The organism is uncultured Sulfitobacter sp., from assembly GCF_947500075.1.
Lineage (GTDB): Bacteria > Pseudomonadota > Alphaproteobacteria > Rhodobacterales > Rhodobacteraceae > Sulfitobacter.
Window position 1 is genome coordinate 234,139 of the sequence record NZ_CANMQS010000004.1, and the last position, 22,957, is coordinate 257,095.

A 22,957-nucleotide genomic window follows, 5' to 3' on the forward strand; every position below is an offset into this window, starting at 1 on the left:
TGTCCTGACATCTGCTGCACGCTCTATGCAGTGAAAGGGCAGAACCGTGGAAGGCACAAGCCCTCAGTCCGCCTGTGATTCTGATCCACCTATGGCCTCAGGCGGAGCGCTCCTTCAAAAACCACAGTCGCGGCCCGCATCAGATCCGCATGCGCGGCACATCATGGGGGTCAAGGCGAAGATCAATCAGGAACGGACCCTTGCGGTCTTTGAGCGCGACGAGCGCAGCGTCAAGTTCGGCCATTGATCGGACTTCCACACCGTCGCCGCCCAGAGATTTGGCGGATTCGGCAAAAGAGGGCCAGTGGAATTCCGTCAGGCTGGGATCCATCTTGCGGTCAATGAACTGGATATGCTCCGCCCCATAGGCGGAATCGTTGGCAACAATGACAATCAGGTCGATGCCAAGGCGCACAGCCGTGTTGAATTCGTTGATGCCGCCCATCATGAACCCGCCATCGCCGCTGAACAGCACGACCGGCCGGTCGGGTGCGGCAAGGCCCGCCCCAATCGCTTCCTGAAGGCCCAGCCCGATGGCCCCGAAATTGACCGTTCCCACAAAGCTCTTGGGGTTCGGCGCGGAGATGCGACACCAGACTTCGGTCATGAAACGCCCTCCATCGGTGACCAGAATACGGTCTTGAGGCAGGGCAGCTTCGAGCGTTTCCAGCGCCTGCACGTAGTTCACAAAACCCTCGCCGCTTTTGTCTGCACCAGTGGGATGCGCGGTCAGGGTTGCGGTGTCCAGTTCGCGGGTGAAACCGCTTGGCGGCACCTCGGCCTCATCCAGCCAGTAGAGGATGGTTTCAGCCGTCAGGCCCGCATCGGCCACTAGCGCGGCGTCGGGGTGCAGACCGCCGCCGATGGCTGTGGATTCAACGTCAATCTGCACGATGCGCTTGTTTTTCATCAGCTTGCCACGATCCGTTGTGAAATCGTGCAAGGCGGTGCCAAAGCAGACGATGCAATCAGACTGCGCGATCAGATCGTAAGCTGCTGGCGTCGACAGCGTGCCGAAAATGTCGATGTTGTAAGGGTGGTCGTTGAACAACCCCTTCGCTTTCAGCGTCGTTGCAAGGGGGGCTTCCAGCCGGTCTGCCAGCTTGATCAACTGCTCCCGCGCGTCCACCGCGCCGGCGCCGGCAAGGATCAACGGACGACGGGCAGAGGCAATCATGCCGATGGCCTGATCCAGAATATCGCCCTGCGCCACCCCGCCGGGTGCGGTAAACACGTCCAGCACATGGGGCGCGTGGCTGACCTCCTGCCACATGAAATCGGCAGGCATGTTCAGCACAATCGGGCGGCGTTCCACCTGCGCGCGGTAAAAGGCGCGCGCCACGTCCATCACGACTGTTTCGGGTGTGCGCAACTGTTCAAACCCTGCGCCGGTGGCCTTGACCAACTCGCGCTGGTCGATGCTTTGCAGATGGCGCGGGTTGTCAACCGGGGTGTCGCCCGCAAGTACGACAACTGGCATATGCCCGCGCGCCGCTTCTGTCAGGGCAGTCACACAATTGGTCAGGGCCGGGCCATGGGTCACTGTGGCAACGCCCACTTTGCCCGAAACATGCGCATAGGCCAGCGCCATCAGGACAGAGCTTCCTTCATGGGCTGCGGGCACAAAGCGGCCACCAAATTCCCGGACGAAGCTGTCGACCATGAACAGATTGGCATCCCCCATCAATCCAAACATCGTTTCGACGCCATGCTCATGGGTCGCGCGTGCGATGGATTGATAGACGTTTAGATGTTGGCCCATGGGTGCCCCCGTTGATTGCTGATCTGGCCTGAATATCAGGAGCATTGCGCGGGATGCCCGCGAATTTGGCGTATTTTTTCAATACGGTGCGGGAATATGATGAAAAATCAGAATTTGGTGCGGAGATGTCGCGCGCAACTTGCGCTGGAAGATGCGTTTCATGGGGTATGACCGTCGGCGATTTAATTCTTACTAAAATTGTCGGATTGACATAACAAACGAAATCACTCAGAAATAAATCATCGTCAAGCCAACCCCATGCACGCACTGGGCCAGCCCGACCCCAACAGATGCGAGGATGTTGAGAATGAGCCAGAGCGATTTGATCGGGCAGGGTGCACGCAGCCCGTCCGAGCCCCAGAAAGTGAACCGTGTCGACCTGATCACCGCATTCGCCGAGCTTTCCCCCTGTGCAGATTTCAGCCTTGAACGCATGCTGGACCGTGTGCAGCCCCCCGTGGGGCGTGGCCAATGACCTATCACGCGACACCGCCCAAACAGACCACGGCCAAAACGCTGCCCACCTATGCGGCCAGGGATCTGACCGAACACGGCGATCTGGCCCAGATCGTCCTCGGAGAGCAGGTCTACACGCTGCGCATTACCCGTGCGGGCAAACTGATCCTCACAAAATGACAGCGGCCCCGGACAAACGTGGTGCCGCGCCCATCGGCCATCTGGCAGAGCTGGACGCGCTTGAAGCGGCCAGTGTCATCTATCTGCGGCTGTGGAGTGACGGGGGAGACGCACAGGCCCATATGCAGTGCGCGTTTTCATCGATGCTCGGCGTGGATCAGGGCGCGCGCGCGATGCACGCTTTTGAGGATCTCTGCACCCTTTGTGCCACCCACGGACGCCGGCCTTTGATGCGTCATGGCATCGGGTGCACATGCCTTGGCGCAGACGAAGCCTGCTTTGCCCATTTCATCGCCACCGCGGCAGAAGGGGAGCGGGACGATGCAATGCTGATGGCAACGCTGCTTGTGCGGGTGGACATGGCGCCTGTCCTTGTGGCTCTGGCGATCGACGTGGGGCTTGCGCTGAAACGCATGCGGCTGCGGACACCGCGGGCTGTAAACCAGCCGCGGCAAACCGAATTCCACACCTTGCATTAAGCACGCCAAACGCGCCGCGTCGTCACCGTGACTGGTCCGAGATGCGGCGCAGCACACGACGCTGCGCGCCGAACCCTTCGGGCAGGACCACAGCTCTCCGCGCTGCAAAACGCCCGGTATAGTCGCCATTCAGCAAGACCCGCGATCCCGCGAAGCTGTCCAGCTTGAGGTTGCGTTCAAAGCTGTGCCCCAACCCCGCCAGCCTGTAGCCGGGCGCGTTGGAGGTGGGGTCAAGATACCCTTCCACGCTCAACCGCACCAAAGGTCCGGCAGCCCCTGTGAACCGCTGTGTTTCGACGCGGCGTGCGCGCAACACGCCTGTTTGCGGATCAAATTGTCCGACAACACTGGCAAAAGAACCGCTTGCGGGGCTGCCGGTGCCGGGACCGCGCACGGGAACGGCGCCAACGCGGGCGCTGCCGCCACTTCGTGTCACATCTCCGGCCACCAGATCGCGGGCCGCACGGGCAGGTGCCAAGCGGCTGGCCTGCACAACCCGGCCCCGCCACACACCCGAAACCGCCACGCGGTCGCCAATGCCGAACCCGCTGAGCCGCCCGTCCAGACGGACGTCAACACCGTTGACCGTGATCTGCCTGCCGCCTCCGGACACCTGCGTGATGGTGCCAACCAGCGGATGTGTGACATGCACACGTCTGGCAACCAGCCCGTTTGCCGGGCCTGCGGCTTCGACCGTCAGGCTGTCCCCAACCTTCAAATCCCCTTTGCGCAATGCGCCAAACCCATCAATGTACCGGGTCGCGGCATCGGTCCGCACATAGTTGCCTGCGACGATCAGGCTGCCGAAATCGGTCAGAAGCCCCACGATACCCGTTCCTCCGATACCGCCTTCCGCATCGGGGCGTGCGGTCTGCGCCAGACCCATATGGGGCACGACAAGAGCGGCAGCACCCAGTCCCAAAAAGAGGCGGCGGGAGAATTTAGGCGTCTTCATCGTGGATCCCTTGTGCTTGACCCGTCTCATCTTGCTTGAAAAAGAAGTGGCCGAACCTGAATCTGTGTCGTGCGGCAGCATCTTCCTTGTCGGCATCCTGCCGCGCTGAGGCAAGTGCGTTCACCTTCTGGAGAGCATCCATGCTCAACCTGCGGGCTTCTGTTTCGATCTCCGCCACCGAGGCTTCCGAAAGGTAGTTGTAAAAAACGGCCCGCTCGAAATGCGGCGCCCCTTCGGAGATGAGGTTCTCTACCGCCGCCTGCATGTGATCGCCGACGTTGTGGGCAAAGAAATGCAGCTTCTGATCCATGTCAGCTGAACCGAACAACCCTTCCAGCAAGAGCGTGACCATGTTGTCTTCCACGGCAACGATCTTCTGGCGTTCCAATTCGTCCAGCACCGTGCGCGGGCGGATATCGCGGCTGACCGACTGGACGAGGGCGTCAAAACTCGCCCCTTCGGCTGCCGTACGGGGCAGGGGGGCGGGGTTTTCGTCCGCATCCACGAAGGATTTGTCAGACAACCAGCGCCCGACAACCGTCGCCAGAATACTGACTTTCTGTCCAACCGCCTTGTCCTCACCCCTGCTGAGAGAGCGGAATTCCTTCACGTCCCGGCGGTGCACACCCGTCATGACAGAGATCCGGCTGTCCGTGGCGCTGTCCTTCAGTTCTTCTTCGGCAACCTGAACATATGTTTGTTTTACAATGCGGTAGAGGGCGGGTGCCGTCACGCCCTGCGCGATCAACGCACGCACCAACGGACGGACGAGCCGCCGCACAGCCTGTTCGAACAAACTGGATTTGGAGAAGGGATCTTGCACTGCCATGACAGGCAAGATGACGCCGTGTGTGAAAAAATTCCACAAAAAACTTGCCAAAACGGATCCATGAGACAATTTGAAGCGAATACCGTGTGTATTTTGCACACAAGAACTTCAAGGAGGTCCAGAAATGAAACTGTCCAACGTCGCCAAAGCTGCCGCTCTTGCTGCCACGCTCGCCCTTGCGGGCTGTGCCGAAACCATGGGGGAGCCTGATATTGTCGAGGTCGCCCAGTCCGCAGGCACTTTTGAAACACTTGTCGCTGCCGTATCGGCAGCCGATCTGGTGAGCACCCTGCAAAGCGACGGACCTTTCACCGTCTTCGCCCCAACCGATGCGGCCTTTGCGGCCCTTCCCGCTGGCACCGTCGAGACGTTGTTGAAGCCCGAGAACAAGGATCAGCTGACCGCGATCCTGACCTACCACGTGCTGCCCGGCAAAGTGATGGCGGCCGATATCGCAGGCAAACGTCTGAGCCCGACAACCGTGAATGGCAAGGCCGTCCATGTCGATGGGCGCAACGGCGTGAAAGTTGAAAACGCCACCGTCATTCAGGCCGACATTCCCGCATCAAACGGTGTGATCCACGTGATCGACAGCGTTCTTCTTCCGTAATTCCCTCAAAGAGTAGGATGATCTCATGTCATTTTTCACTTTCTCTGGCTTCGAAGCCTCCGATCTTTTTGGCCCGCATGGCATCTTCTCCCATGCGACCTTCACCATGCCAGCGGGCGCGACGCTGGAAATCAACGTCACCGATGATGACAGCCACTTGTCAGGGGACGCGCACTTCAACGAACGGGGCGATGACCATACACAGCAGACCGCGACGCTTTTGCGCGATGGTGTCGACGTCGGCACCGGCGGGCGGCTCTATGCAGAGCAGGTCTGGCATGTCTCCGGCGATGACGGCAAAACCTATCGCCTGGTTGAGCTGGAACAGCCGGGCGAACGGCCAGACAGCTTCACGTTTCTGGGTGAGGTGCCCCCGGCAGGCGTGATGCTGACCGTTGGAGGTCGCGTGAACGTTTCGGGGTCCGGGCTGGAATACGCAGATTTGTCCGCAGGTGCGGCCGCGCTGCCCAACATCGTAGACATCGCAGGTGGTTCGGATGACTTCAACATTCTGGTCAAAGCGCTGAGCGCTGCCGGGTTGGTTGAAACGGTTCAGAACCTGAATGACATCACGGTCTTCGCGCCCACAGATGCGGCGTTTACGCAATTGGCGACCGATCTGGGCTTTGATGGTGACACGTCGGACGAAGACGCGGTCTTTGGCTTCATCGCCGATGCGCTGGCGGGGCTGGCGCCCGATGGCGACCCTATTCCGCTGCTCACGGATATCCTGCTCTATCACGTCTCGGCAGGGGCGAAAACGGCGGCTGAAGTCGATGCGGCAGACGCGGTTTCCACTTTCCTCGAAGGCGCGACCTTCGGCTCCGAGGGTACGGAACTGATCGACAATGAACCCGACATCGACAACCCGAACATCGTTGTCCCGGACGTGCCTGCCTCCAACGGGACCATTCAGGGCATCGACCGGGTGCTCTTGCCACTGGATATTCCCGGCAACACGCCGCTGCCCAACATCGTGGACATCGCAGGCGGGTCGGATGATTTCAACATTCTGGTCAAAGCGCTGGGCGCTGCCGGGTTGGTTGAAACGGTGCAAAACCTGAATGACATCACGGTCTTTGCGCCCACAGATGCGGCGTTTACGCAATTGGCGACTGATCTGGGCTTTGATGGTGACACGTCGGACGAAGACGCGGTCTTTGGCTTTATCGCCGATGCGCTGGCTGGTCTGGCGCCCGATGGCGACCCGATCCCGCTGCTCACGGATATCCTGCTCTATCACGTCTCGGCAGGGGCGAAAACGGCCGCCGAAGTCGATGCGGCAGACGCGGTTTCCACCTTCCTCGAAGGCGCAACATTCGGCTCCGAGGGCACGGAACTGATCGACAATGAACCCGACATCGACAACCCGAACATCGTTGTGCCGGACGTGCCTGCTTCCAACGGGACCATACAGGGCATCGACCGGGTGCTGCTGCCGCTGGATGTTCCCGGCAACGAACCTGAACTGCCAACGCTGGCCGGTTTGGTGGGCGCAAGTGAAGGCGTGTTCGACAAGAACGGAGAGGACTTTGACATTCTTCTGAACGCTGTTCAGGCCGCCGGTCTTGTCGGCGCGCTGGACGATCCAGAAGCTGATCTGACGGTCTTTGCCCCCAACGATGCTGCGTTTAAAGGTCTGGCAGCAACTTTGGGCTTTCAGGGCCACGGCGAACAGGCCGCGTTCAACTATCTGGTGGAATCCCTGTCACTGCTCAGTGGCGGCGGCGATCCGATCCCGCTGTTGACCACTGTGCTGACATACCATGTCGCGCCCGAAGCGCTGGACGCTGATGCGGTCCTGAGCTCTGACGGTATCGCCACGTTGCAGGGCGGGACATTGACCGTGGATGGCGCAAGCCTGGTGGATGCGGATCCGGATGTGGGGAACCCCAATCTGATCGCGACCAACCTCTTTGCCTCCAACGGCGTTGCGCATGTGCTGGACGGTGTGCTGTTGCCTGCTGACCTGCTTGTGTCGGACGGCTCCAACGGCGTCGACTTCAAGATCGGTGGCGAGAAACGGAACGTTTTCTTCACCGGGCGTGACAACGATTTCGTGGATGGTAACGGTGGGGATGACGTGATCATCCTTGGCATCGGCAATGATGTTGGCGTGGGCGGCGACGGCACGGATGTGATCCGTGGGGGCCGCGGCGAAGACCTTCTGGTCGGCGGTGCCGGGGACGACTTCCTCGTTGGGGGGCGCGGTGCGGACGTCTTTGTCTTTAACACCGGCGATGGCAATGACGTATTCCTCGGGTTCCAGACAGGGATCGACAAGATCGACCTCTCCGGCACCGGGTTTGACAGCTATGATGCCCTTGCCCCGATGATCATGAATGAAGATGGCACAGCCACGCTTGACCTGGGTGAAGACCAGTCCATTGTGATCGACAGCCGCACGCTGAACCTGACCGAAGAAGACTTCATCTTCTGATGGCCAAGAAAAAGGATGTCGGCGGGAACCTCCGCCGACATCCTGTCCCTAGATCGCAGCGGAGTGCGCCACGTCCTTGCTGGCAAACTGGTCAATGAAGCTTGCGATAACCCGTACAAGCGGATGGGCAGCTTCGCGCATCTCCAACCCGCCTTCACTGATGTAGAAAACATCCGGAAATCTGGCCATCAACCGCACGGTTGTCTGGCGAATGACATCTGCAAAGTCCGGGTAAGCAGCGCTGAGCGCTTGTTCGCTATAAACAAACCGGCACATCAGATCCTCGACCGCCTGCGCGATCATTTGATCCTGCATCTCCATCCGGTAACCCTTGTGGCCTGAAAACCCGCTGGTGTTGATGCGGTCCTGATAGGCGGAGGTGGCCGTTGCGTTCTGAAGATACCCCTGCTGGAACCGGGAGATCGCAGAGGCACCGAACCCGATCAGCGTTTCGCTCTGGTCATCGGTGTAGCCCTGAAAATTCCGGCGCAGACGTCCGCGCTCGGCCGCGTCCGAAAGACTGTCTGTCGGCAGCGCAAAGTGGTCAATACCGATGGCGTTGTAGCCTTCTCTCAAGAAGACTTCCTGAGCCATTTCGGCCAGATGAAAGCGCGCTTCGGCATCTGGCAGGTCGTCCTGCTTGATCATCACCTGTCGTTTGGACATCCAAGGCACATGCGCATAGCCGTAAATGGCGAGCCTGTCCGGCGCCATCTTGGCAACATGGGACAGGGTCTGCGCAAAACTCTCCGGTGTCTGGTGCGGCAGACCATAAAGCAGATCAAGGTTCAGGCTGCGAACATGCCGCTCCCGCAGGAAGCCGATCACATGCTGGGTCTGTTCAAGCGATTGCAGCCGCCCGATGGCGTCCTGCACCCTGGGGGCAAAATCCTGCACCCCGATGGACGCGCGGTTCATTCCAAAGATGATCAGGGTATCCAGCAACGCATCTGATGCCTCGGTCGGATCAATCTCAACAGAGAATTCGAATTCCTCCGCCCGCTCAAAGGCGGCAAACACCGTCTCCAGCAGCAGGGTCATGGTCTCCGGGCTCAGGATGGTCGGTGTCCCGCCCCCCAGATGAAGCCGTGCCATACGCACATCTGCCGGCACGTTTTCGCGCACGGTTTCAATTTCCTGACGCAGGATATCCACGTAGGCATCCACCGGGCGCATGGTCTTGGTCCCTTGCGTTCGGCAGGCACAGAACCAGCACAACCGTTTGCAAAAGGGGATATGAATATAGACGGAAACCTCACTGCCATCGGGAACCGCCTTGAGCCATTCTGTCTGGTGCCGGGTGCCGATGCCCTGCTCAAAGTGATTGGCTGGCGGATAGCTCGTATACCGGGGAACCCTTGCGTCAAAGAGTCCATGGTGTCGAAGGGAGTCGATCTTTTCCATGATGCCGTTTAACCTTAACGCGTAACCAACAACTTTGATTCAGATCAACTAAATGCCGAATTTGAAAATTGATGCCGTAAAGTGCGGCGATTGCCCTATCCGTCACCGTGCCGTCTGTGCCCGGTGCGATCAGGATGAACTGGAGATTCTTGAAGGCATGAAGTCCTACCGCTCGTTCAAAGCGGGGGATGTGATTCTCTGGCGGGGGGAACCGCTGGAGTTCGTTGCATCCATGGTGCAGGGCGTCGCCTCCCTTTCCAAGACCCTTGAAGACGGGCGCACGCAGATGGTGGGCCTTTTGCTGCCGTCCGATTTCATTGGCAGGCCGGGACGCAAGCAGATCGAATTTGACGTGACTGCAACCTCCGATGTGACGCTGTGCTGCTTTGACCGCGTGCCGTTTGAGCGCCTGGTTGACGAGACCCCGCATGTCGCGCAGCGTCTGATGGAACTGGCGCTTGATGAACTGGACGCGGCGCGCGACTGGATGCTTTTGCTGGGCCGGAAAACCGCCCGTGAAAAGATCGCGACCTTCATCGAAATGCTGGCCCGGCGCGGGCGCAGCAATACATCCAACCTGACCGCGCAATCCGAATTGCCGATGACCCGCGACCAGATTGCAAATTATCTTGGGCTCACGCTGGAGACGGTAAGCCGTCAATTCAACGCCCTGAAAAAAGAGGGCATTATTGACTTCAAGAACCGCCATCAGTTCGAGGTCAAGGATATCATCGCCCTGAACGAAGCGACCGGTGACGACGCAGATGGTGGTGTTTTGTCCTGACACCCGGCTGAAATGATGATGTTCTTGATTCAGATCAAAGTGCAGATTTTTACAGCTTCCTAAAACAACCTCGCGAACAGGAGCGTCCTCGGGTGCTCTTTTTGACTGCGAGGAACAACATGGACTATGTAAAACTTGTACTATTGGGCGCCATTGCGGTGTTGGCGGCGATCGCCAGCAGTTGGGGCCACGATTTGGCGTATCAGGTACACGCCTTTCTGATTATGGCGATTGCCGTTGGCATGTTCATCTATGTGCTGCGGCACACCGATGAGCCCGCTGGACCTGCGGAACCTGATGGCATCTATTCCGACGGCGTCATCCGCGCCGGGGTGATCGCAACGGCTTTCTGGGGCATTGCAGGATTTCTGGTGGGCACCTTCATCGCCTTCCAACTTGCTTTCCCGGCACTCAATTTCGATTGGGGGCAGCCTTTCACCAACTTTGGCCGACTGCGCCCACTGCATACATCTGCGGTGATTTTCGCATTCGGGGGCAACGCCCTGATCGCAACCTCACTTTATGTGGTTCAACGCACCAGCGGTGTCCGCCTTTGGGGCGGCAAGACGGCCTGGTTTGTGTTCTGGGGCTATCAGCTCTTTATCGTGCTGGCCGCGACCGGTTATCTGCTGGGCGGGACACAGTCCAAGGAATACGCCGAACCCGAGTGGTACATTGATATCTGGCTCACCATTGTCTGGCTTGCCTATCTGGCGGTCTTTCTGGGCACGATCTTCAAGCGCAAAGAAAAGCACATCTACGTCGCCAACTGGTTCTTCCTGAGCTTCATCATCACCGTGGCGATGCTCCATGTGGTCAACAACATCTCCATCCCCGTCAGCCTTCTGGGCAGCAAATCCGTGCAGGTCTTCTCCGGCGTGCAGGATGCGATGACGCAGTGGTGGTACGGCCACAACGCCGTGGGCTTCTTCCTGACAGCGGGTTTCCTTGGCATGATGTACTACTTCGTGCCCAAGCAGGCCGAACGTCCTGTCTACAGCTACAAACTGTCGATCATTCACTTCTGGGCGCTGATCTTCCTGTATATCTGGGCTGGTCCGCACCACCTTCATTACACCGCTCTCCCTGACTGGGCGTCCACGCTTGGCATGGTGTTCTCCATCGTGCTGTGGATGCCCAGCTGGGGCGGTATGATCAACGGTCTGATGACGCTGCAAGGCGCCTGGGACAAGTTGCGCACCGATCCGATCATGCGGATGTTTGTCCTGTCGCTCGGTTTTTACGGCATGTCCACGTTCGAGGGACCGATGATGTCGATCCGCGCCGTGAACTCCCTGTCGCACTACACCGACTGGACCATTGGGCACGTACACTCCGGCGCCCTTGGCTGGAACGGCATGATCACCTTTGCCTGCATCTACTTCCTCACACCCAAACTCTGGGGCCGGAAGGAAATGTATTCGATGTCCGCGATCAACTGGCACTTCTGGCTCGCCACGCTTGGCATCGTCCTTTACGCGGCGTCCATGTGGGTGACCGGGATCATGGAAGGCCTGATGTGGCGTGAAGTGGATGATCAGGGCTTCCTGGTGAACTCCTTCGCTGACACCGTCAGTGCCAAGTTCCCGATGTACATCGTACGCGGTCTGGGTGGGGTTCTGTTCCTCTCTGGTGCCCTGGTGATGGTCTGGAACATGTTCATGACCATCCGCGGTGCCACCCCTGCAAACGCGGCACTTCCCCGTGCCAGCGCAGCCGCAACACCTGCAGAATAGGATCTGACCAATGGCAATTCTTGATAAACACGCCATCCTTGAAAAGAGCCCGACGCTCCTTCTGGTATCGTCCCTTCTGGTTGTGACCGTAGGGGGATTGGTGGAAATCGCGCCGCTCTTCTGGCTGGAGAACACCATCGAGGAAGTGGAGGGCGTGCGCCCCTACGCCCCGCTGGAACTGGCCGGGCGCGACATCTACATCCGGGAGGGCTGCTATGTCTGTCACTCCCAGATGATCCGCCCCATGCGGGACGAGGTGGAGCGCTATGGCCACTACTCACTGGCGGCGGAGTCGATGTACGACCACCCGCACCAATGGGGCTCCAAACGCACCGGGCCTGATCTGGCGCGGGTCGGTGGACGCTATTCGGACGCATGGCACGTGGACCACCTGATGGATCCGCAGTCCGTTGTGCCCGAAAGCATCATGCCCAAGTATGCCTTCCTCGCCGATACACCCATCGACGGAGAGCATATCGAAGCGCTGCTGAAGACGCACCGTTTCGTCGGCGTGCCCTACACGGATGAGCAGATCACCTCTGCCAGCGCCGACTTCAAGGTTCAGGGCGACCCTGATGGCGATTGGGACGGTCTGGTAGAGCGGTATCCCGGCGCCGTTGTGTCCAACTTCGATGGTCAGCCAGAGTTGACCGAGATGGATGCGCTGATCGCCTATCTGCAAATCCTGGGGACGATGGTCGACTTTGACACCTTCACCCCTGATGCAAGCCGATAGGAGGGCCCTGACATGGAAACATATTCACTCCTGCGCGAAATCGCAGACAGTTGGGTTCTTCTGGCCATGTTCGTGTTCTTTCTGGGCACTGCGGTCTGGGCGTTCCTGCCCAGTCAGCGCAAGGCCCGCGAAGATGCCAGCATGATCCCGTTTCGTAACGAACAAGGCCCTGCCGCATCCGCAGGACCCCAAGGCAGCGACAGCCTGTCGCCGAAGTTGAAAGGGCAGTCTGATGTCTGATGAAAACCAAATTGACGAAGCAACCGGTGTTGAGACCACAGGCCACACCTGGGACGGTATCAGAGAGTTGAACAATCCCCTGCCGCGGTGGTGGCTGTGGACGTTCTATGCCACGATTGTCTGGGGGATCGGCTATACCATTGCCTTCCCGGCCTGGCCGCTGATTTCCGGCGCAACGGCGGGTGTGATGGGCTATTCGACCCGCGGCGAAGTCGCGACCCAAATAGCTGAGCACGAAGCAGAAAACGCAACGCTGGTTGCGTCTTTGAACAGCGCCGATTTGCCCACACTGGCACCGGGTGATGACCTTCATCGCTACGCGGTGGCACGGGGACGGTCTGTGTTCAGCGCCCAGTGCAGCCAGTGCCACGGCTCTGGCGCGGCGGGAGCCAAGGGCTATCCCAACCTGCTGGACAATGACTGGCTCTGGGGCGGCGACATCGAGAACATCTCGCTGACGATTGCCCATGGCGTCCGCAACGAAACGGACGATGACGCGCGGTATTCCGAAATGCCCGCCTTTGGCGAAATCCTTGAGGACGAGGAAATCGTCGCGGTTGTCGAATACGTCGTCAGCCTGTCCTCGACCGAGCATGACGCAGGGCTGGCAGGGCAGGGGGCGGAAATCTATGCCGACAATTGCGCGGCCTGCCATGGCGACACTGCACTGGGTGATTATGAGCAGGGCGCGCCGAACCTCGCAGATGCCATCTGGCTCTATGGAGGGGACCGCGCCACGCTTGAGGAAACCGTGCGCTACTCACGCTATGGCGTGATGCCCGCTTGGGGCCAGCGCCTGTCGGACGAAGACGTCCGCGCTGTTTCTGTCTACGTCCACAGCCTGGGAGGAGGCGAGTAGACAGCTTTGGACCGGGTTGACAACTTAACCGGTCCTGAGGCCGCGCGCCTGGCGCGCGCGGCCGTCCCTCGAAACGGCCCTGTTCGCACAACGCTGCTGTTTCGAGGGGCTTTTTGATCCAGATCAAGGCCACGATTCGACCCGCGCTCTAGACCGGGGATGCGAACAGGAAACCAGATATGACAACAACTCCTCCCTCCCTTTATGCGGCGCGTGAGCCGATCTTCCCACGCCGGGTCACCGGCTTCTTCCGGCGGTTCAAGTGGGGGATCATGATCTTCACGCTTGGCATCTACTATCTGACCCCCTGGATCAGATGGGACCGTGGCCCGAACCTGCCCGATCAGGCCGTGTTGGTCGATATTGCCAGCCGCCGTTTCTATTTCTTCTGGATCGAGATCTGGCCCCACGAGTTCTACTTCGTCGCGGGCCTGTTGATCATGGCGGGGCTGGGGTTGTTCCTGTTTACCTCCGCCCTTGGCCGGGTCTGGTGTGGCTATGCCTGCCCGCAGACCGTCTGGACCGATCTTTTCATTCTGGTGGAACGCTGGATCGAAGGCGACCGCAACGCGCGCCTGCGTCTGCACCGGGGCAAATGGGATATCCGCAAATGGCGGCTTCGGGTCACTAAATGGGCGGTCTGGCTGCTGATCGGCCTCGCAACCGGCGGGGCCTGGGTGTTCTATTTTGCCGATGCCCCGACATTGCTGACCAATCTGGTCACGCTCTCTGCGCATCCGGTGGCCTATATCACCATCGCCATCCTGACACTGACCACCTTTGTCTTTGGCGGCTTCATGCGCGAACAGGTCTGCATCTACATGTGTCCCTGGCCCCGCATTCAGGCCGCCATGGTCGATGTCGACACGATCACCATCGGCTACCGCGGCTGGCGCGGAGAGCCGCGCAAACATTCCGAAGCCGTCAAAACCGGTGAGCCGATGGGCGATTGCATCGACTGCATGGCCTGCGTGAACGTCTGTCCCATGGGCATCGACATCCGCGACGGCCAGCAGATGGAATGTATCACCTGTGGTCTGTGCATCGACGCCTGTGATGACATCATGGCCAAGATCGGCAAGCCACGCGGTTTGGTGGACTACCTGTCGCTGGCGGATGAGCCTGCGGAAGCGGCGGGGGCGCCTGCCAAACCGATCTGGCGCCACGTTCTGCGGCCGCGCACGATCCTTTATACCGCGATGTGGTCCCTGATCGGGCTCGGGCTGGTCTATGCCCTGTTTATCCGCACCGACATCGAACTGACTGTCAGCCCGGAGCGCAATCCGACTTTCGTGATGCAGTCGGATGGCTCCATCCGGAACATTTATGACGTGCGCCTGCGCAACAAGACCGGAGAAGCGCGCGAATTCCACCTCAGCCTGACCAGTGACGAAGTGCTGCGCATTGAGCTGGAAGGGCAACAGGGCCAACTGGTCGTCGATGTGCCCGCCGACCGGACCGTGCTGCAACGGGTCTATGTCACCGCACGGCCCCAGGACCCAGCCGCATCCATGGACAGTGTCGATCTGCGCCTGTGGGTCGAAGATATTGCAACCGGTGAACGCGCCAGCCGCGACACCTCTTTCAATGGGAAAAGCGAATGATTACTGAAATCAAAGGATGGCATGTCTTTGCCGGTTTCGCCGCAGCCTTCAGCATCATCATCGCGGTGAACCTGACGCTGGCCTTCAACGCCGTGAAAACCTTTCCCGGCCTTGAGGTAAAAAACTCCTACGTCGCAAGTCAGGCATTCGACAAAGACCGGGCCGCACAACTGGCGCTGGGCTGGGACGTGTCAGCCACGGTTGAGAACAACGAGCTGCGTCTGGTGATCCTTGAAAACGGCACCGCTATTTCGCCCCGGATCGAAAGCGCCACCTTCGGCCGCGCAACCAGCGTTGCACAGGATCAGACCCCTGCGTTCACTTTTGACGGCTCGGCGCTGGTGGCCGAAGTCAGCGCGCCTGATGGCAACTGGAACCTGCGGCTCAAGGCGCGCAGTGCGGATGGCACCCTGTTCCAGCAGCGTGTGATTGTCGGCAACGGGTCATGACAGCCGCCTGTCCTGCCTGTGCTGCAATGCCCCCGGTTGAGGATGTGGTCAGCGCCCCTGCGTTGCAGTTCTCCCTGCCGACGATCCATTGCGCCGCCTGCATCAGCAAGATCGAACGCGGCCTTGCGCGCATGCCGGGGATCGGACACGTCCGTGTGAACCTGTCGCTCAAACGCCTGTCGGTTGAAGGGCACGTTGACGCAACCCGTGTGCAGGCTGCCCTGACCGATCTGGGGTTTGAGGCCTACCCGCTGGACATGGCAGCCCTCACCAACACCCGCGACGACGAAGGCCGCAAGTTGCTGACCCGCATGGCGGTTGCAGGCTTTGCAATGATGAACGTCATGCTGCTCTCCGTGGCTGTCTGGTCCGGGGCAGAGGACGCAACCCGCGACCTGTTCCACCTGATATCCGCGCTGATCACCCTGCCGGTCGTCGCCTATGCGGGGCAGCCGTTCTACAAGAACGCCTGGTCTGCCTTGCAGGTCGGGCGGCTGAACATGGATGTGCCAATCTCGCTCGCGATTGCGCTGGCGGCGGGCATGTCGCTGTTTGAAACGCTCAACAGCGGCGAACACGCCTATTTTGACGCCGCCGTCGCGCTGACCTTCTTCCTGCTGATCGGTCGCTACATGGACCATCAAACCCGCAGTGCCGCGCGCTCCGCCGCGAAGGAACTGACCGCGCTTGAGGTGCATACCGCCGAAAAGGTCACCGACAATGGCACCGAAACGACCCCCGTTTCCAACCTTGCCGTCGGTGACAGGGTCCTGGTGCCATCGGGTGCACGTGTCCCCGTGGACGGCACATTGACCTCCGGCAAAGGGTTGATGGACCGCTCCTTCCTCACCGGGGAAAGTGCCGCCGTGCCCGTGGCCGCAGGCGATCTGCTGCAAGCCGGTGAAATCAACCTCGCCGCGCCCTTCACACTTGAAGCCACCGCGGTTGGCGAAGACACCACCCTGCGCCGCATCGCGGCCCTCGTGGAAACCGCCGAAAACAGCCGCAACAGCTATACCCGCATGGCCGACAAGGCCGCGCAATTCTATGCGCCGGCCGTGCATCTGCTGGCGCTCTTCGCCTTCGTGATGTGGATGTTCATTGACGGCGACCTGCGCCATGCGATCAACGTGGCCATCGCCGTGCTGATCATCACATGCCCCTGCGCACTGGGCCTTGCCGTACCTGCGGTGTCCACCGCCGCGATCAGCCGCCTTTTCTCCGAAGGGTTCCTTGTCAAACACGCCAGCGCGCTGGAACGGCTTGCGGAAGTCACGCATGTGGTCCTCGACAAAACCGGCACGCTGACCCGCCCCGCCGCCATGGTGCCCGAGGCGATGACCGCAGGCGAACGCGGGGTGGCCAAGGCGCTGGCCCAAGCCTCCCACCACCCGCTGTCGCGTGCGCTGCTGGAACAGCTGACCGACACCACTGTCGCGCCCCTCAGCGATATTCGCGAAGTGGCCGGGCAGGGCGTCGAAGGCATGTGGGGGGACACGCCCGTGCGTCTGGGCCGTGGTCACTGGCTGGAGGCTTCATTCGACGGCCTCGGCCTGCGCATCGGCACCGACACGGCCCACCAGATCGAAGCCCCCGAAACCCTGCGCGATGGTGTGGCCGACGCGCTCGCCCAGATCGACTTGCCGTGCGAAGTCCTGACCGGGGACAGCGAAGGCCCCGCCCAAGCGCTGGCCAAACAACTCGCGCTGCCTGTCACGGCACAGGCCCGCCCCGAAGACAAACTCGCCCGCCTCGACGCGCTGGCCGCCCAGGGCGAACGTGTCCTGATGATTGGCGACGGCCTTAACGATACCGCAGCCCTTGCCTCCGCCCATGCCTCCATCGCGCCTGCCGTGGCGCTGGAAGCCTCGCGGAATGCAGCGGATGTGGTGATCCTGAAAGAAGACTTCGCGGCCCTGCCACTGGTCCTGAAGGTTGCCCGCGCGACCCGCGATCTGTCCAAGCAGAACTTCAACATCGCCACGATCTACAACCTGTTTTCCATCCCGCTGGCGCTGGCGGGTTTCGCCACACCACTGGCCGCCGCCTTGGCGATGTCGATCTCGTCCATTACAGTGCTGCTGAATTCCCAACGGATGCGGAGGGTGAAATGAACGTACTTGTAATCCTGATCCCGGTTTCCTTGATATTGGGCGGCATCGGCCTTGTGGCGTTCCTGTGGACCGTGCGGTCAGATCAATATGATGACGCGCAAGGCAATGCCGCGCGCATCCTGCTGGACGACGACGAACGCTAAGTGAACATCGTGCCGTATGCGTCGCGCAGCACGTTCTTTTGCACCTTGCCCATCGTGTTGCGCGGCAGCGCGTCCACCGCGATCAGCGCACGCGGATGTTTGAAACGCGCCAGCCCGTCTTTCACAGCTGCCATCACCGCGCCTTCATCAATCGAAGCCCCCGGTTCCGCCACCAGAATACCCAGCACCGTTTCGCCAAAATCCGGGTGTGGCACGCCGATAACGGCGCTTTCCAGCACACCGGGCTGCGCGTCCAGCACCAACTCCACCTCCTTGGGGTAAATGTTGTACCCGCCTGAGATGATCAGATCCTTGTTGCGCCCCACGATGCTCACATAGCCATCCGCATCAATCACCCCCAGATCGCCGGTGATGAAGAACCCATCGTCGCGCAGTTCGGCTGCGGTTTTCTCCGGCATCTGCCAATAGCCTTTAAACACGTTCGCCCCGCGCACCTCGATCTGGCCAACCTCGCCATCGGGCAACGTCTCCCCGGTCTCTGCGTTGGTGATCTTCAGCTCCACCCCCGGCAAAGGCAGTCCCACGGTGCCCGCACGCCGATCCCCGTCATAAGGGTTTGAGGTGTTCATGTTCGTTTCCGTCATCCCGTAACGTTCCAGAATCCGGTGGCCCGTGCGGGCTTCAAACGCCACATGGGTGTCGGCCAACAGCGGGGCGGAGCCGGAGACGAAGAGCCGCATATGCGCGGTCAATTCGCCCGTGAAGCGTGGGTCATCCAGCAGCCGGGTGTAAAAGGTCGGCACGCCCATCATCGATGTCGCCTGTGGCAGACCTGCAATCACCGCATCCACATCGAACTTGGGCAGAAAGATCATGCTGCCGCCCACCATCAACGTGATGTTGATCGCTACAAACAGACCGTGGGTGTGGAATATCGGCAGGGCATGCAGCAGCACATCCTGATCGGTAAATCGCCACTCCTGCGTCAGGGTCTGCGCGTTGGACAGCAAGTTCTCCTGCGTCAGCATCGCGCCTTTGGACCGCCCCGTGGTGCCGGAGGTATAGAGAAACGCCGCCAGATCATCCTTGCTGCGGGCAACCGTTTCAAACGTGGTTGGCTGTGACGCGGCCTGTGCCATCAAGCTGCCAGAGCCATCCGCGTTCAGCGTCGCGGTCTTCGCCCCAAGCCGCTCAGCCACAGGGGTCAGATCCCCCTCCCGCGCGCCATCACAGATCACCAGCGCTGCCCCGGAGTTCTCAATGAAATAGGTCAGCTCTTCCACCGTGTAGGCGGTGTTGAGCGGCAGAAAGATCAGCCCCGCCTGCGCACAGGCGGCGCAGAGCGCGAGCGCCTCGGCGGATTTCTCCACCTGCACAGCGATCCTGTCCCCGGCCTGCACCCCCATACCGGTCAGCGCATGGGCCACTTGCGCGGTCTGATCCAGAAACGCGGCATAGGTCACGGTGCGCCCATCCGGCAGATGCAAAAACACGTCCTGTTTGCCGGCGTGCGACCCATAAAGGGTGTCGTAAAGGGGATTGGCCATCGGTCTTCCTGTCTGTCGCTGGCTTTCAGTTCTGCGCCAAAGCCCGCTTGACGTAAAGTCCCCCCAACACGTCCCATAGCCGCCGCAACGCCCATGTTTACTTTGACGCCCCTCTGGCGGATGCTATGCCCCTAACCAAACGCGCCGCCCGCGCGATGGAGGACCCATGACCCGTCTGAGAGAAGTTCAGGACACCGCCCCCCCACACGCCCGCAACGCAGGCATGCCGCTGGATCTGGGGCTGGTTGCAGCGGCCCGTGTGAACCGCGCCGCCGCCGAACGCCGCGCGGCCTCCCTGCCGGGACGGCGATCGGTGAAGAAGGACGCGCAGGCGGCATGGCTCCTGAAGGCGGTGACCTGCATTGATCTGACGACCTTGAACGGGGACGACACGCCGGGGCGGGTGAAGCGGCTGTGCGCCAAGGCCGCGCAACCGGTCCGGGCGGATATTCTCGAACGGCTGGGCATGGCAGACCGGGGGATCACCACAGGGGCGATCTGTGTGTATCACCGCTATGTCGCCACCGCTGTCGAAGCGCTGAAGGGTACGGGCATCCCGGTTGCCGCCGTCTCCACGGGCTTTCCCGCAGGGCTTGCACCGATGGAAACCAAACTCCGCGAAATCGAAGCCTCTGTCGCCGATGGGGCGCAGGAGATTGACATCGTCATCACCCGCGAACACGTGCTGACGGGCAACTGGCAAGCGCTCTACGATGAAATGCGCGCCTACCGCGAGGCCTGCGGGGAGGCGCACGTCAAGGCGATCCTCGCGACCGGAGACCTCAAGACCCTGCGCAACGTTGCCCGCGCCAGTCTGATCTGCATGATGGCCGGCGCGGATTTCATCAAGACCTCGACCGGCAAGGAAGCCGTCAACGCGACGCTGCCCATCACGCTGGTGATGCTGCGCGCGATCCGGCAGTACCACCAGCTGACCGGGCAGATGGTGGGATACAAGCCTGCCGGCGGGGTCTCCAAAGCCAAGGACGCGGTGATGTATCTGGCCTTGCTGAAAGAAGAACTCGGCGACGCATGGCTCAATCCTGACTGGTTCCGCTTCGGCGCCTCCAGCCTGCTGGCGGACATCGAACGCCAGCTCGAACACCACCTCGACGGTGCCTACAGCGCCCTCAACCGCCACCCGATTGGATAAACCCATGAGCGTATCAGAGTATTTCGACACCATGGACTATGGCCCCGCCCCAGAGAGTGATGCAGAGGCCCGCGCATGGCTGAGAACCCACGCCAAGGGGTTTGGGCATTACATCAACGGCGGTTTCACCAAACCCGCGAAGCTGTTCGACAGCGTGGAGCCCGCCACAGGGGCGCTGCTGGGCAAAGTGTCCCAAGGCGGCAAGGCGGATGTGGATGCCGCCGTGAAGGCCGCTGCCAAAGCGCAACCGGCATGGGCGGCGATGGGCGGTCCTGCGCGCGCCCGCAAACTCTACGCGCTTGCCCGTCTGATCCAACGCAACGCGCGCCTGATCGCGGTGGTGGAGGCGCTGGACAACGGCAAACCCATTCGTGAAACCCGCGACATTGATATCCCACTGGCCGCGCGCCATTTCTACCACCACGCAGGCTGGGCGCAGCTTCAGGAAACGACCTTCCCCGACCATGACCCCCTGGGCGTTGTCGGTCAGGTGATCCCCTGGAACTTCCCCTTCCTGATGCTGTCATGGAAACTTGCGCCTGCATTGGCACTGGGCAATACGGTGGTGCTGAAACCTGCTGAAAACACCAGCGTCACCGCACTCCTCTTCGCGGAACTGGCGCAGGCCGCAGGACTGCCTGATGGCGTGCTGAACATCGTCACCGGCGACGGCAAAACCGGCGCGCTCATCGTGGAACATGACGGCATCGACAAGGTCGCCTTCACTGGCTCGACGGCCGTGGGCAAGGAGATCCGCAAAGCCACCGCAGGCTCCGGCAAATCGCTGACGCTGGAACTGGGGGGCAAATCGCCCTTCATCGTCTTCGACGACGCTGATCTGGATGCCGCTGTCGAAGGGGTGGTCGATGCGATCTGGTTCAACCAGGGGCAGGTCTGTTGCGCAGGCTCCCGCATTCTGGTGCAGGAAGGCGTGGCGGAGGATTTCCACACCCGCCTGCGCGCCCGCATGGCCAAACTGCGGATGGGCAACCCGATGGACAAGTGCATTGATCTGGGCAGCCTCGTGTCCCCCGATCAACACGCCCGCGTCAGCGGCATGGTCGACGCCGCCGTCAAGGCAGGCGCGACCCTGTTCCAGCCCGACATGGACATGCCCGAGGGCGGCAGCTTCTACCCGCCAACGCTGCTCACCGACGTGCAACCCACAGCCGAAGTCGCCTGTGATGAGGTGTTCGGCCCCGTCGTCGTCTCCATGACCTTCCGCACCTTTGATGAAGCGGTGCAACTGGCCAATCACTCCCGCTACGGCCTGTCCGCAAGTATCTGGAGCGAGACGATCTCTCAGGCGATGGATGTCGCCGCCTCTGTGGAAGCCGGGATCGTCTGGGTCAACACCACCAACGTGATGGACGCCGCCGTGGGCTTTGGCGGCGTGAAGGAAAGCGGCTATGGCCGGGAAGGGGGGAAGGAAGGCTGCTACGGCTACCTCAAACCCAAAGCGTGGGCCAAGCTGCCCATGCGCAAGCCGCTGACGCGGCCGACACCCTCCGGCGGGTTGAAACTGGAAGCAATCGACCGCACGCCGAAGCTGTTTATCGGCGGCAAACAAGCGCGTCCCGATGGGAACTACTCCATCCCCGTCCAGTCCCCCAAAGGCGACAAGCTGGGCGAAGTTGGCGACGGCAACCGCAAGGACATCCGCAACGCGGTTGAAGCGGCGCGCGGTGCCAAAAGCTGGGGCCAGAAGACCGCCCATAACCGCGCGCAGATCCTCTACTATCTGGGTGAAAACCTCTCAGGCCGCGCAGACGAATTCGCCAGCCGGATCAGGGAGATGACAGGCGCAAGCGCTGCCAAGGCACGCGCCGAAGTCGACTCCGCTATCGACCGTTTCTTCACCTACGGCGCTTGGGCTGACAAATGGGAAGGTGCCGTGCATCTGCCCCCCATGCAGGGCGTGGCACTGGCGATCCCCGAAGCGCTGGGTGTGGTCGGCGTGATCTGCCCGGATGAAGCGCCCTTGCTGGGCTTCGTCAGTATGGTCGCCCCGCTGATCGCCACGGGCAACCGGGTGGTGGCGGTCCCAAGTGCCGCGCATCCGCTGTCGGCGACGGATTTTTACCAGGTCATGGAAACCTCCGACGTGCCCGCCGGGGTGCTGAACATCGTGACCGGGGATGCCATGTCGCTGGCCGACACCCTTGCCAAACACAACGACGTCGACGCGGTCTGGGCCTTTGGCGCGCCGGAATTGTCAACACTGGTGGAGGAACACTCCATCGGCAATCTCAAACGCTGCTTTGTGGATTATGGTCGGCAGGTGGACTGGCACAACAACGCCGTGGCCGAAGGCGAGGTATACCTGCGCGCCGCCACCCAGACCAAAAGCATCTGGGTGCCTTACGGCGCATAGAGGCAGGGGCCAAACCGCAGATCACAGACTTGAAAAGACCGTATTTCCTGATTAATATTGTCAGGTACCCAAGCCAATGGCCTTTTCATGCTCTCAGCCCTCCGCCAAACCCCTCTGTCCCGCCCGCGCCCAACCCAACAGG

Annotated in this window: 21 protein-coding genes; 16 read left to right on the forward strand and 5 right to left on the reverse strand. The window is 60.8% G+C overall.

The annotated features are described in order from the left end of the window. Positions 1 to 139 precede the first annotated feature (139 nt). The gene (locus tag Q1A91_RS14040) at positions 140 to 1,762 is read right to left on the reverse strand and encodes a thiamine pyrophosphate-binding protein (RefSeq protein WP_299878485.1); all 1,623 of its coding nucleotides are present in this window, start codon (positions 1,760 to 1,762) and stop codon (positions 140 to 142) included. A gap of 307 nt (positions 1,763 to 2,069) precedes the next feature. On the opposite strand from Q1A91_RS14040, the gene Q1A91_RS14045 reads away from it, so the two are divergent. The 3 genes from Q1A91_RS14045 to Q1A91_RS14055 are packed head-to-tail and all read left to right on the forward strand — an operon-like array spanning position 2,070 to position 2,877. Continuing rightward, a complete protein-coding gene (locus tag Q1A91_RS14045) occupies positions 2,070 to 2,237 on the forward strand; it encodes a hypothetical protein (protein ID WP_299878488.1) in 168 nt (55 codons plus the stop codon). Beyond that, complete coding sequence (hemP, locus tag Q1A91_RS14050) at positions 2,234 to 2,398, forward strand: hemin uptake protein HemP (protein ID WP_299878490.1); 165 nt, start codon at positions 2,234 to 2,236, stop codon at positions 2,396 to 2,398. Before Q1A91_RS14045 ends, hemP begins: the two co-directional genes overlap by 4 nt. Then, positions 2,395 to 2,877 (forward strand): hypothetical protein, encoded by a 483-nt coding sequence (locus Q1A91_RS14055; protein WP_299878493.1) that lies wholly within the window; start codon positions 2,395 to 2,397, stop codon positions 2,875 to 2,877. Before hemP ends, Q1A91_RS14055 begins: the two co-directional genes overlap by 4 nt. A 22-nt stretch (positions 2,878 to 2,899) precedes the next feature. Here the strand turns inward: Q1A91_RS14055 and Q1A91_RS14060 are convergent, their stop codons facing one another. After that, positions 2,900 to 3,832: a DUF5666 domain-containing protein gene (locus Q1A91_RS14060; protein ID WP_299878496.1), complete on the reverse strand. Its 933-nt coding sequence runs from the start codon at positions 3,830 to 3,832 to the stop codon at positions 2,900 to 2,902. Continuing rightward, positions 3,819 to 4,661, reverse strand: coding sequence for a DUF6502 family protein (locus Q1A91_RS14065; RefSeq protein ID WP_299878499.1), 843 nt, complete (start codon positions 4,659 to 4,661; stop codon positions 3,819 to 3,821). Before Q1A91_RS14065 ends, Q1A91_RS14060 begins: the two co-directional genes overlap by 14 nt. Positions 4,662 to 4,857: 196 nt before the next feature. Between Q1A91_RS14065 and Q1A91_RS14070 the strand changes: the two genes are divergently transcribed. Together Q1A91_RS14070 and Q1A91_RS14075 are read left to right on the forward strand one after the other, a co-directional pair. Continuing rightward, positions 4,858 to 5,271 (forward strand): fasciclin domain-containing protein, encoded by a 414-nt coding sequence (locus tag Q1A91_RS14070; RefSeq protein ID WP_299879445.1) that lies wholly within the window; start codon positions 4,858 to 4,860, stop codon positions 5,269 to 5,271. 25 nt (positions 5,272 to 5,296) lie between these two features. Further along, entirely contained in the window at positions 5,297 to 7,711 is a 2,415-nt protein-coding gene (locus Q1A91_RS14075; RefSeq protein ID WP_299878501.1) for a fasciclin domain-containing protein, read from the forward strand. 48 nt (positions 7,712 to 7,759) lie between these two features. Here Q1A91_RS14075 and hemN read toward each other — a convergent pair whose 3' ends face one another. Next, complete coding sequence (hemN, locus tag Q1A91_RS14080; protein ID WP_299878504.1) at positions 7,760 to 9,115, reverse strand: oxygen-independent coproporphyrinogen III oxidase; 1,356 nt, start codon at positions 9,113 to 9,115, stop codon at positions 7,760 to 7,762. 52 nt (positions 9,116 to 9,167) lie between these two features. Here hemN and fnrL point away from each other — a divergent pair, with 52 nt between their 5' ends. The 9 genes from fnrL (at position 9,168) to ccoS (ending at position 17,780) form a co-directional block, all read left to right on the forward strand. Next, on the forward strand, positions 9,168 to 9,899 hold the full coding sequence (gene fnrL / locus Q1A91_RS14085) for a transcriptional regulator FnrL (RefSeq protein WP_299878507.1): 732 nt from the start codon (positions 9,168 to 9,170) through the stop codon (positions 9,897 to 9,899). 119 nt (positions 9,900 to 10,018) lie between these two features. Then, the gene (gene ccoN, locus Q1A91_RS14090; RefSeq protein ID WP_299878510.1) at positions 10,019 to 11,635 is read left to right on the forward strand and encodes a cytochrome-c oxidase, cbb3-type subunit I; all 1,617 of its coding nucleotides are present in this window, start codon (positions 10,019 to 10,021) and stop codon (positions 11,633 to 11,635) included. Positions 11,636 to 11,645: 10 nt separating this feature from the next. Further along, positions 11,646 to 12,371, forward strand: coding sequence for a cytochrome-c oxidase, cbb3-type subunit II (gene ccoO / locus Q1A91_RS14095; protein WP_299878513.1), 726 nt, complete (start codon positions 11,646 to 11,648; stop codon positions 12,369 to 12,371). A 12-nt stretch (positions 12,372 to 12,383) separates the two neighbouring features. Continuing rightward, positions 12,384 to 12,611, forward strand: coding sequence for a cbb3-type cytochrome c oxidase subunit 3 (locus tag Q1A91_RS14100; RefSeq protein ID WP_299878516.1), 228 nt, complete (start codon positions 12,384 to 12,386; stop codon positions 12,609 to 12,611). Further along, the gene (ccoP, locus tag Q1A91_RS14105) at positions 12,604 to 13,470 is read left to right on the forward strand and encodes a cytochrome-c oxidase, cbb3-type subunit III (RefSeq protein ID WP_299878519.1); all 867 of its coding nucleotides are present in this window, start codon (positions 12,604 to 12,606) and stop codon (positions 13,468 to 13,470) included. Before Q1A91_RS14100 ends, ccoP begins: the two co-directional genes overlap by 8 nt. 179 nt (positions 13,471 to 13,649) lie before the next feature. Beyond that, positions 13,650 to 15,074: a cytochrome c oxidase accessory protein CcoG gene (gene ccoG, locus Q1A91_RS14110; RefSeq protein ID WP_299878522.1), complete on the forward strand. Its 1,425-nt coding sequence runs from the start codon at positions 13,650 to 13,652 to the stop codon at positions 15,072 to 15,074. Further along, complete coding sequence (locus Q1A91_RS14115; RefSeq protein ID WP_299878525.1) at positions 15,071 to 15,523, forward strand: FixH family protein; 453 nt, start codon at positions 15,071 to 15,073, stop codon at positions 15,521 to 15,523. Before ccoG ends, Q1A91_RS14115 begins: the two co-directional genes overlap by 4 nt. Beyond that, positions 15,520 to 17,637 (forward strand): heavy metal translocating P-type ATPase, encoded by a 2,118-nt coding sequence (locus Q1A91_RS14120; protein ID WP_299878528.1) that lies wholly within the window; start codon positions 15,520 to 15,522, stop codon positions 17,635 to 17,637. Before Q1A91_RS14115 ends, Q1A91_RS14120 begins: the two co-directional genes overlap by 4 nt. Then, positions 17,634 to 17,780: a cbb3-type cytochrome oxidase assembly protein CcoS gene (ccoS, locus tag Q1A91_RS14125; RefSeq protein WP_299878531.1), complete on the forward strand. Its 147-nt coding sequence runs from the start codon at positions 17,634 to 17,636 to the stop codon at positions 17,778 to 17,780. The genes Q1A91_RS14120 and ccoS overlap by 4 nt, the downstream gene beginning before the upstream one ends. Here the strand turns inward: ccoS and Q1A91_RS14130 are convergent. After that, a complete protein-coding gene (locus Q1A91_RS14130; protein WP_299878533.1) occupies positions 17,777 to 19,288 on the reverse strand; it encodes a malonyl-CoA synthase in 1,512 nt (503 codons plus the stop codon). The two genes, ccoS and Q1A91_RS14130, sit on opposite strands and share 4 nt — an antisense overlap. Before the next feature lie 166 nt (positions 19,289 to 19,454). On the opposite strand from Q1A91_RS14130, the gene deoC reads away from it, so the two are divergent. Both deoC and Q1A91_RS14140 read left to right on the forward strand, forming a co-directional pair. Then, on the forward strand, positions 19,455 to 20,441 hold the full coding sequence (deoC, locus tag Q1A91_RS14135; RefSeq protein ID WP_299878536.1) for a deoxyribose-phosphate aldolase: 987 nt from the start codon (positions 19,455 to 19,457) through the stop codon (positions 20,439 to 20,441). A 4-nt stretch (positions 20,442 to 20,445) separates the two neighbouring features. Further along, complete coding sequence (locus Q1A91_RS14140) at positions 20,446 to 22,815, forward strand: aldehyde dehydrogenase family protein (RefSeq protein WP_299878539.1); 2,370 nt, start codon at positions 20,446 to 20,448, stop codon at positions 22,813 to 22,815. Positions 22,816 to 22,957: the final 142 nt, after the last annotated feature.

Excerpts from the sequence above, each read along its gene's own strand:
- Q1A91_RS14065 (WP_299878499.1), bottom strand. The coding sequence starts at position 4,661 with ATGGCAGTGCAAGATCCCTTCTCCAAATCCAGTTTGTTCGAACAGGCT.
- Q1A91_RS14115 (WP_299878525.1), top strand. The coding sequence starts at position 15,071 with ATGATTACTGAAATCAAAGGATGGCATGTCTTTGCCGGTTTCGCCGCA.
- ccoN (WP_299878510.1), top strand. The coding sequence starts at position 10,019 with ATGGACTATGTAAAACTTGTACTATTGGGCGCCATTGCGGTGTTGGCG.
- Q1A91_RS14040 (WP_299878485.1), bottom strand. The coding sequence starts at position 1,762 with ATGGGCCAACATCTAAACGTCTATCAATCCATCGCACGCGCGACCCAT.
- Q1A91_RS14055 (WP_299878493.1), top strand. The coding sequence starts at position 2,395 with ATGACAGCGGCCCCGGACAAACGTGGTGCCGCGCCCATCGGCCATCTG.
- Q1A91_RS14120 (WP_299878528.1), top strand. The coding sequence starts at position 15,520 with ATGACAGCCGCCTGTCCTGCCTGTGCTGCAATGCCCCCGGTTGAGGAT.
- ccoO (WP_299878513.1), top strand. The coding sequence starts at position 11,646 with ATGGCAATTCTTGATAAACACGCCATCCTTGAAAAGAGCCCGACGCTC.
- Q1A91_RS14060 (WP_299878496.1), bottom strand. The coding sequence starts at position 3,832 with ATGAAGACGCCTAAATTCTCCCGCCGCCTCTTTTTGGGACTGGGTGCT.
- Q1A91_RS14100 (WP_299878516.1), top strand. The coding sequence starts at position 12,384 with ATGGAAACATATTCACTCCTGCGCGAAATCGCAGACAGTTGGGTTCTT.
- fnrL (WP_299878507.1), top strand. The coding sequence starts at position 9,168 with ATGCCGAATTTGAAAATTGATGCCGTAAAGTGCGGCGATTGCCCTATC.
- ccoP (WP_299878519.1), top strand. The coding sequence starts at position 12,604 with ATGTCTGATGAAAACCAAATTGACGAAGCAACCGGTGTTGAGACCACA.
- ccoS (WP_299878531.1), top strand. The coding sequence starts at position 17,634 with ATGAACGTACTTGTAATCCTGATCCCGGTTTCCTTGATATTGGGCGGC.
- ccoG (WP_299878522.1), top strand. The coding sequence starts at position 13,650 with ATGACAACAACTCCTCCCTCCCTTTATGCGGCGCGTGAGCCGATCTTC.
- hemP (WP_299878490.1), top strand. The coding sequence starts at position 2,234 with ATGACCTATCACGCGACACCGCCCAAACAGACCACGGCCAAAACGCTG.
- Q1A91_RS14070 (WP_299879445.1), top strand. The coding sequence starts at position 4,858 with ATGGGGGAGCCTGATATTGTCGAGGTCGCCCAGTCCGCAGGCACTTTT.
- Q1A91_RS14045 (WP_299878488.1), top strand. The coding sequence starts at position 2,070 with ATGAGCCAGAGCGATTTGATCGGGCAGGGTGCACGCAGCCCGTCCGAG.
- Q1A91_RS14130 (WP_299878533.1), bottom strand. The coding sequence starts at position 19,288 with ATGGCCAATCCCCTTTACGACACCCTTTATGGGTCGCACGCCGGCAAA.
- deoC (WP_299878536.1), top strand. The coding sequence starts at position 19,455 with ATGACCCGTCTGAGAGAAGTTCAGGACACCGCCCCCCCACACGCCCGC.
- hemN (WP_299878504.1), bottom strand. The coding sequence starts at position 9,115 with ATGGAAAAGATCGACTCCCTTCGACACCATGGACTCTTTGACGCAAGG.
- Q1A91_RS14140 (WP_299878539.1), top strand. The coding sequence starts at position 20,446 with ATGAGCGTATCAGAGTATTTCGACACCATGGACTATGGCCCCGCCCCA.
- Q1A91_RS14075 (WP_299878501.1), top strand. The coding sequence starts at position 5,297 with ATGTCATTTTTCACTTTCTCTGGCTTCGAAGCCTCCGATCTTTTTGGC.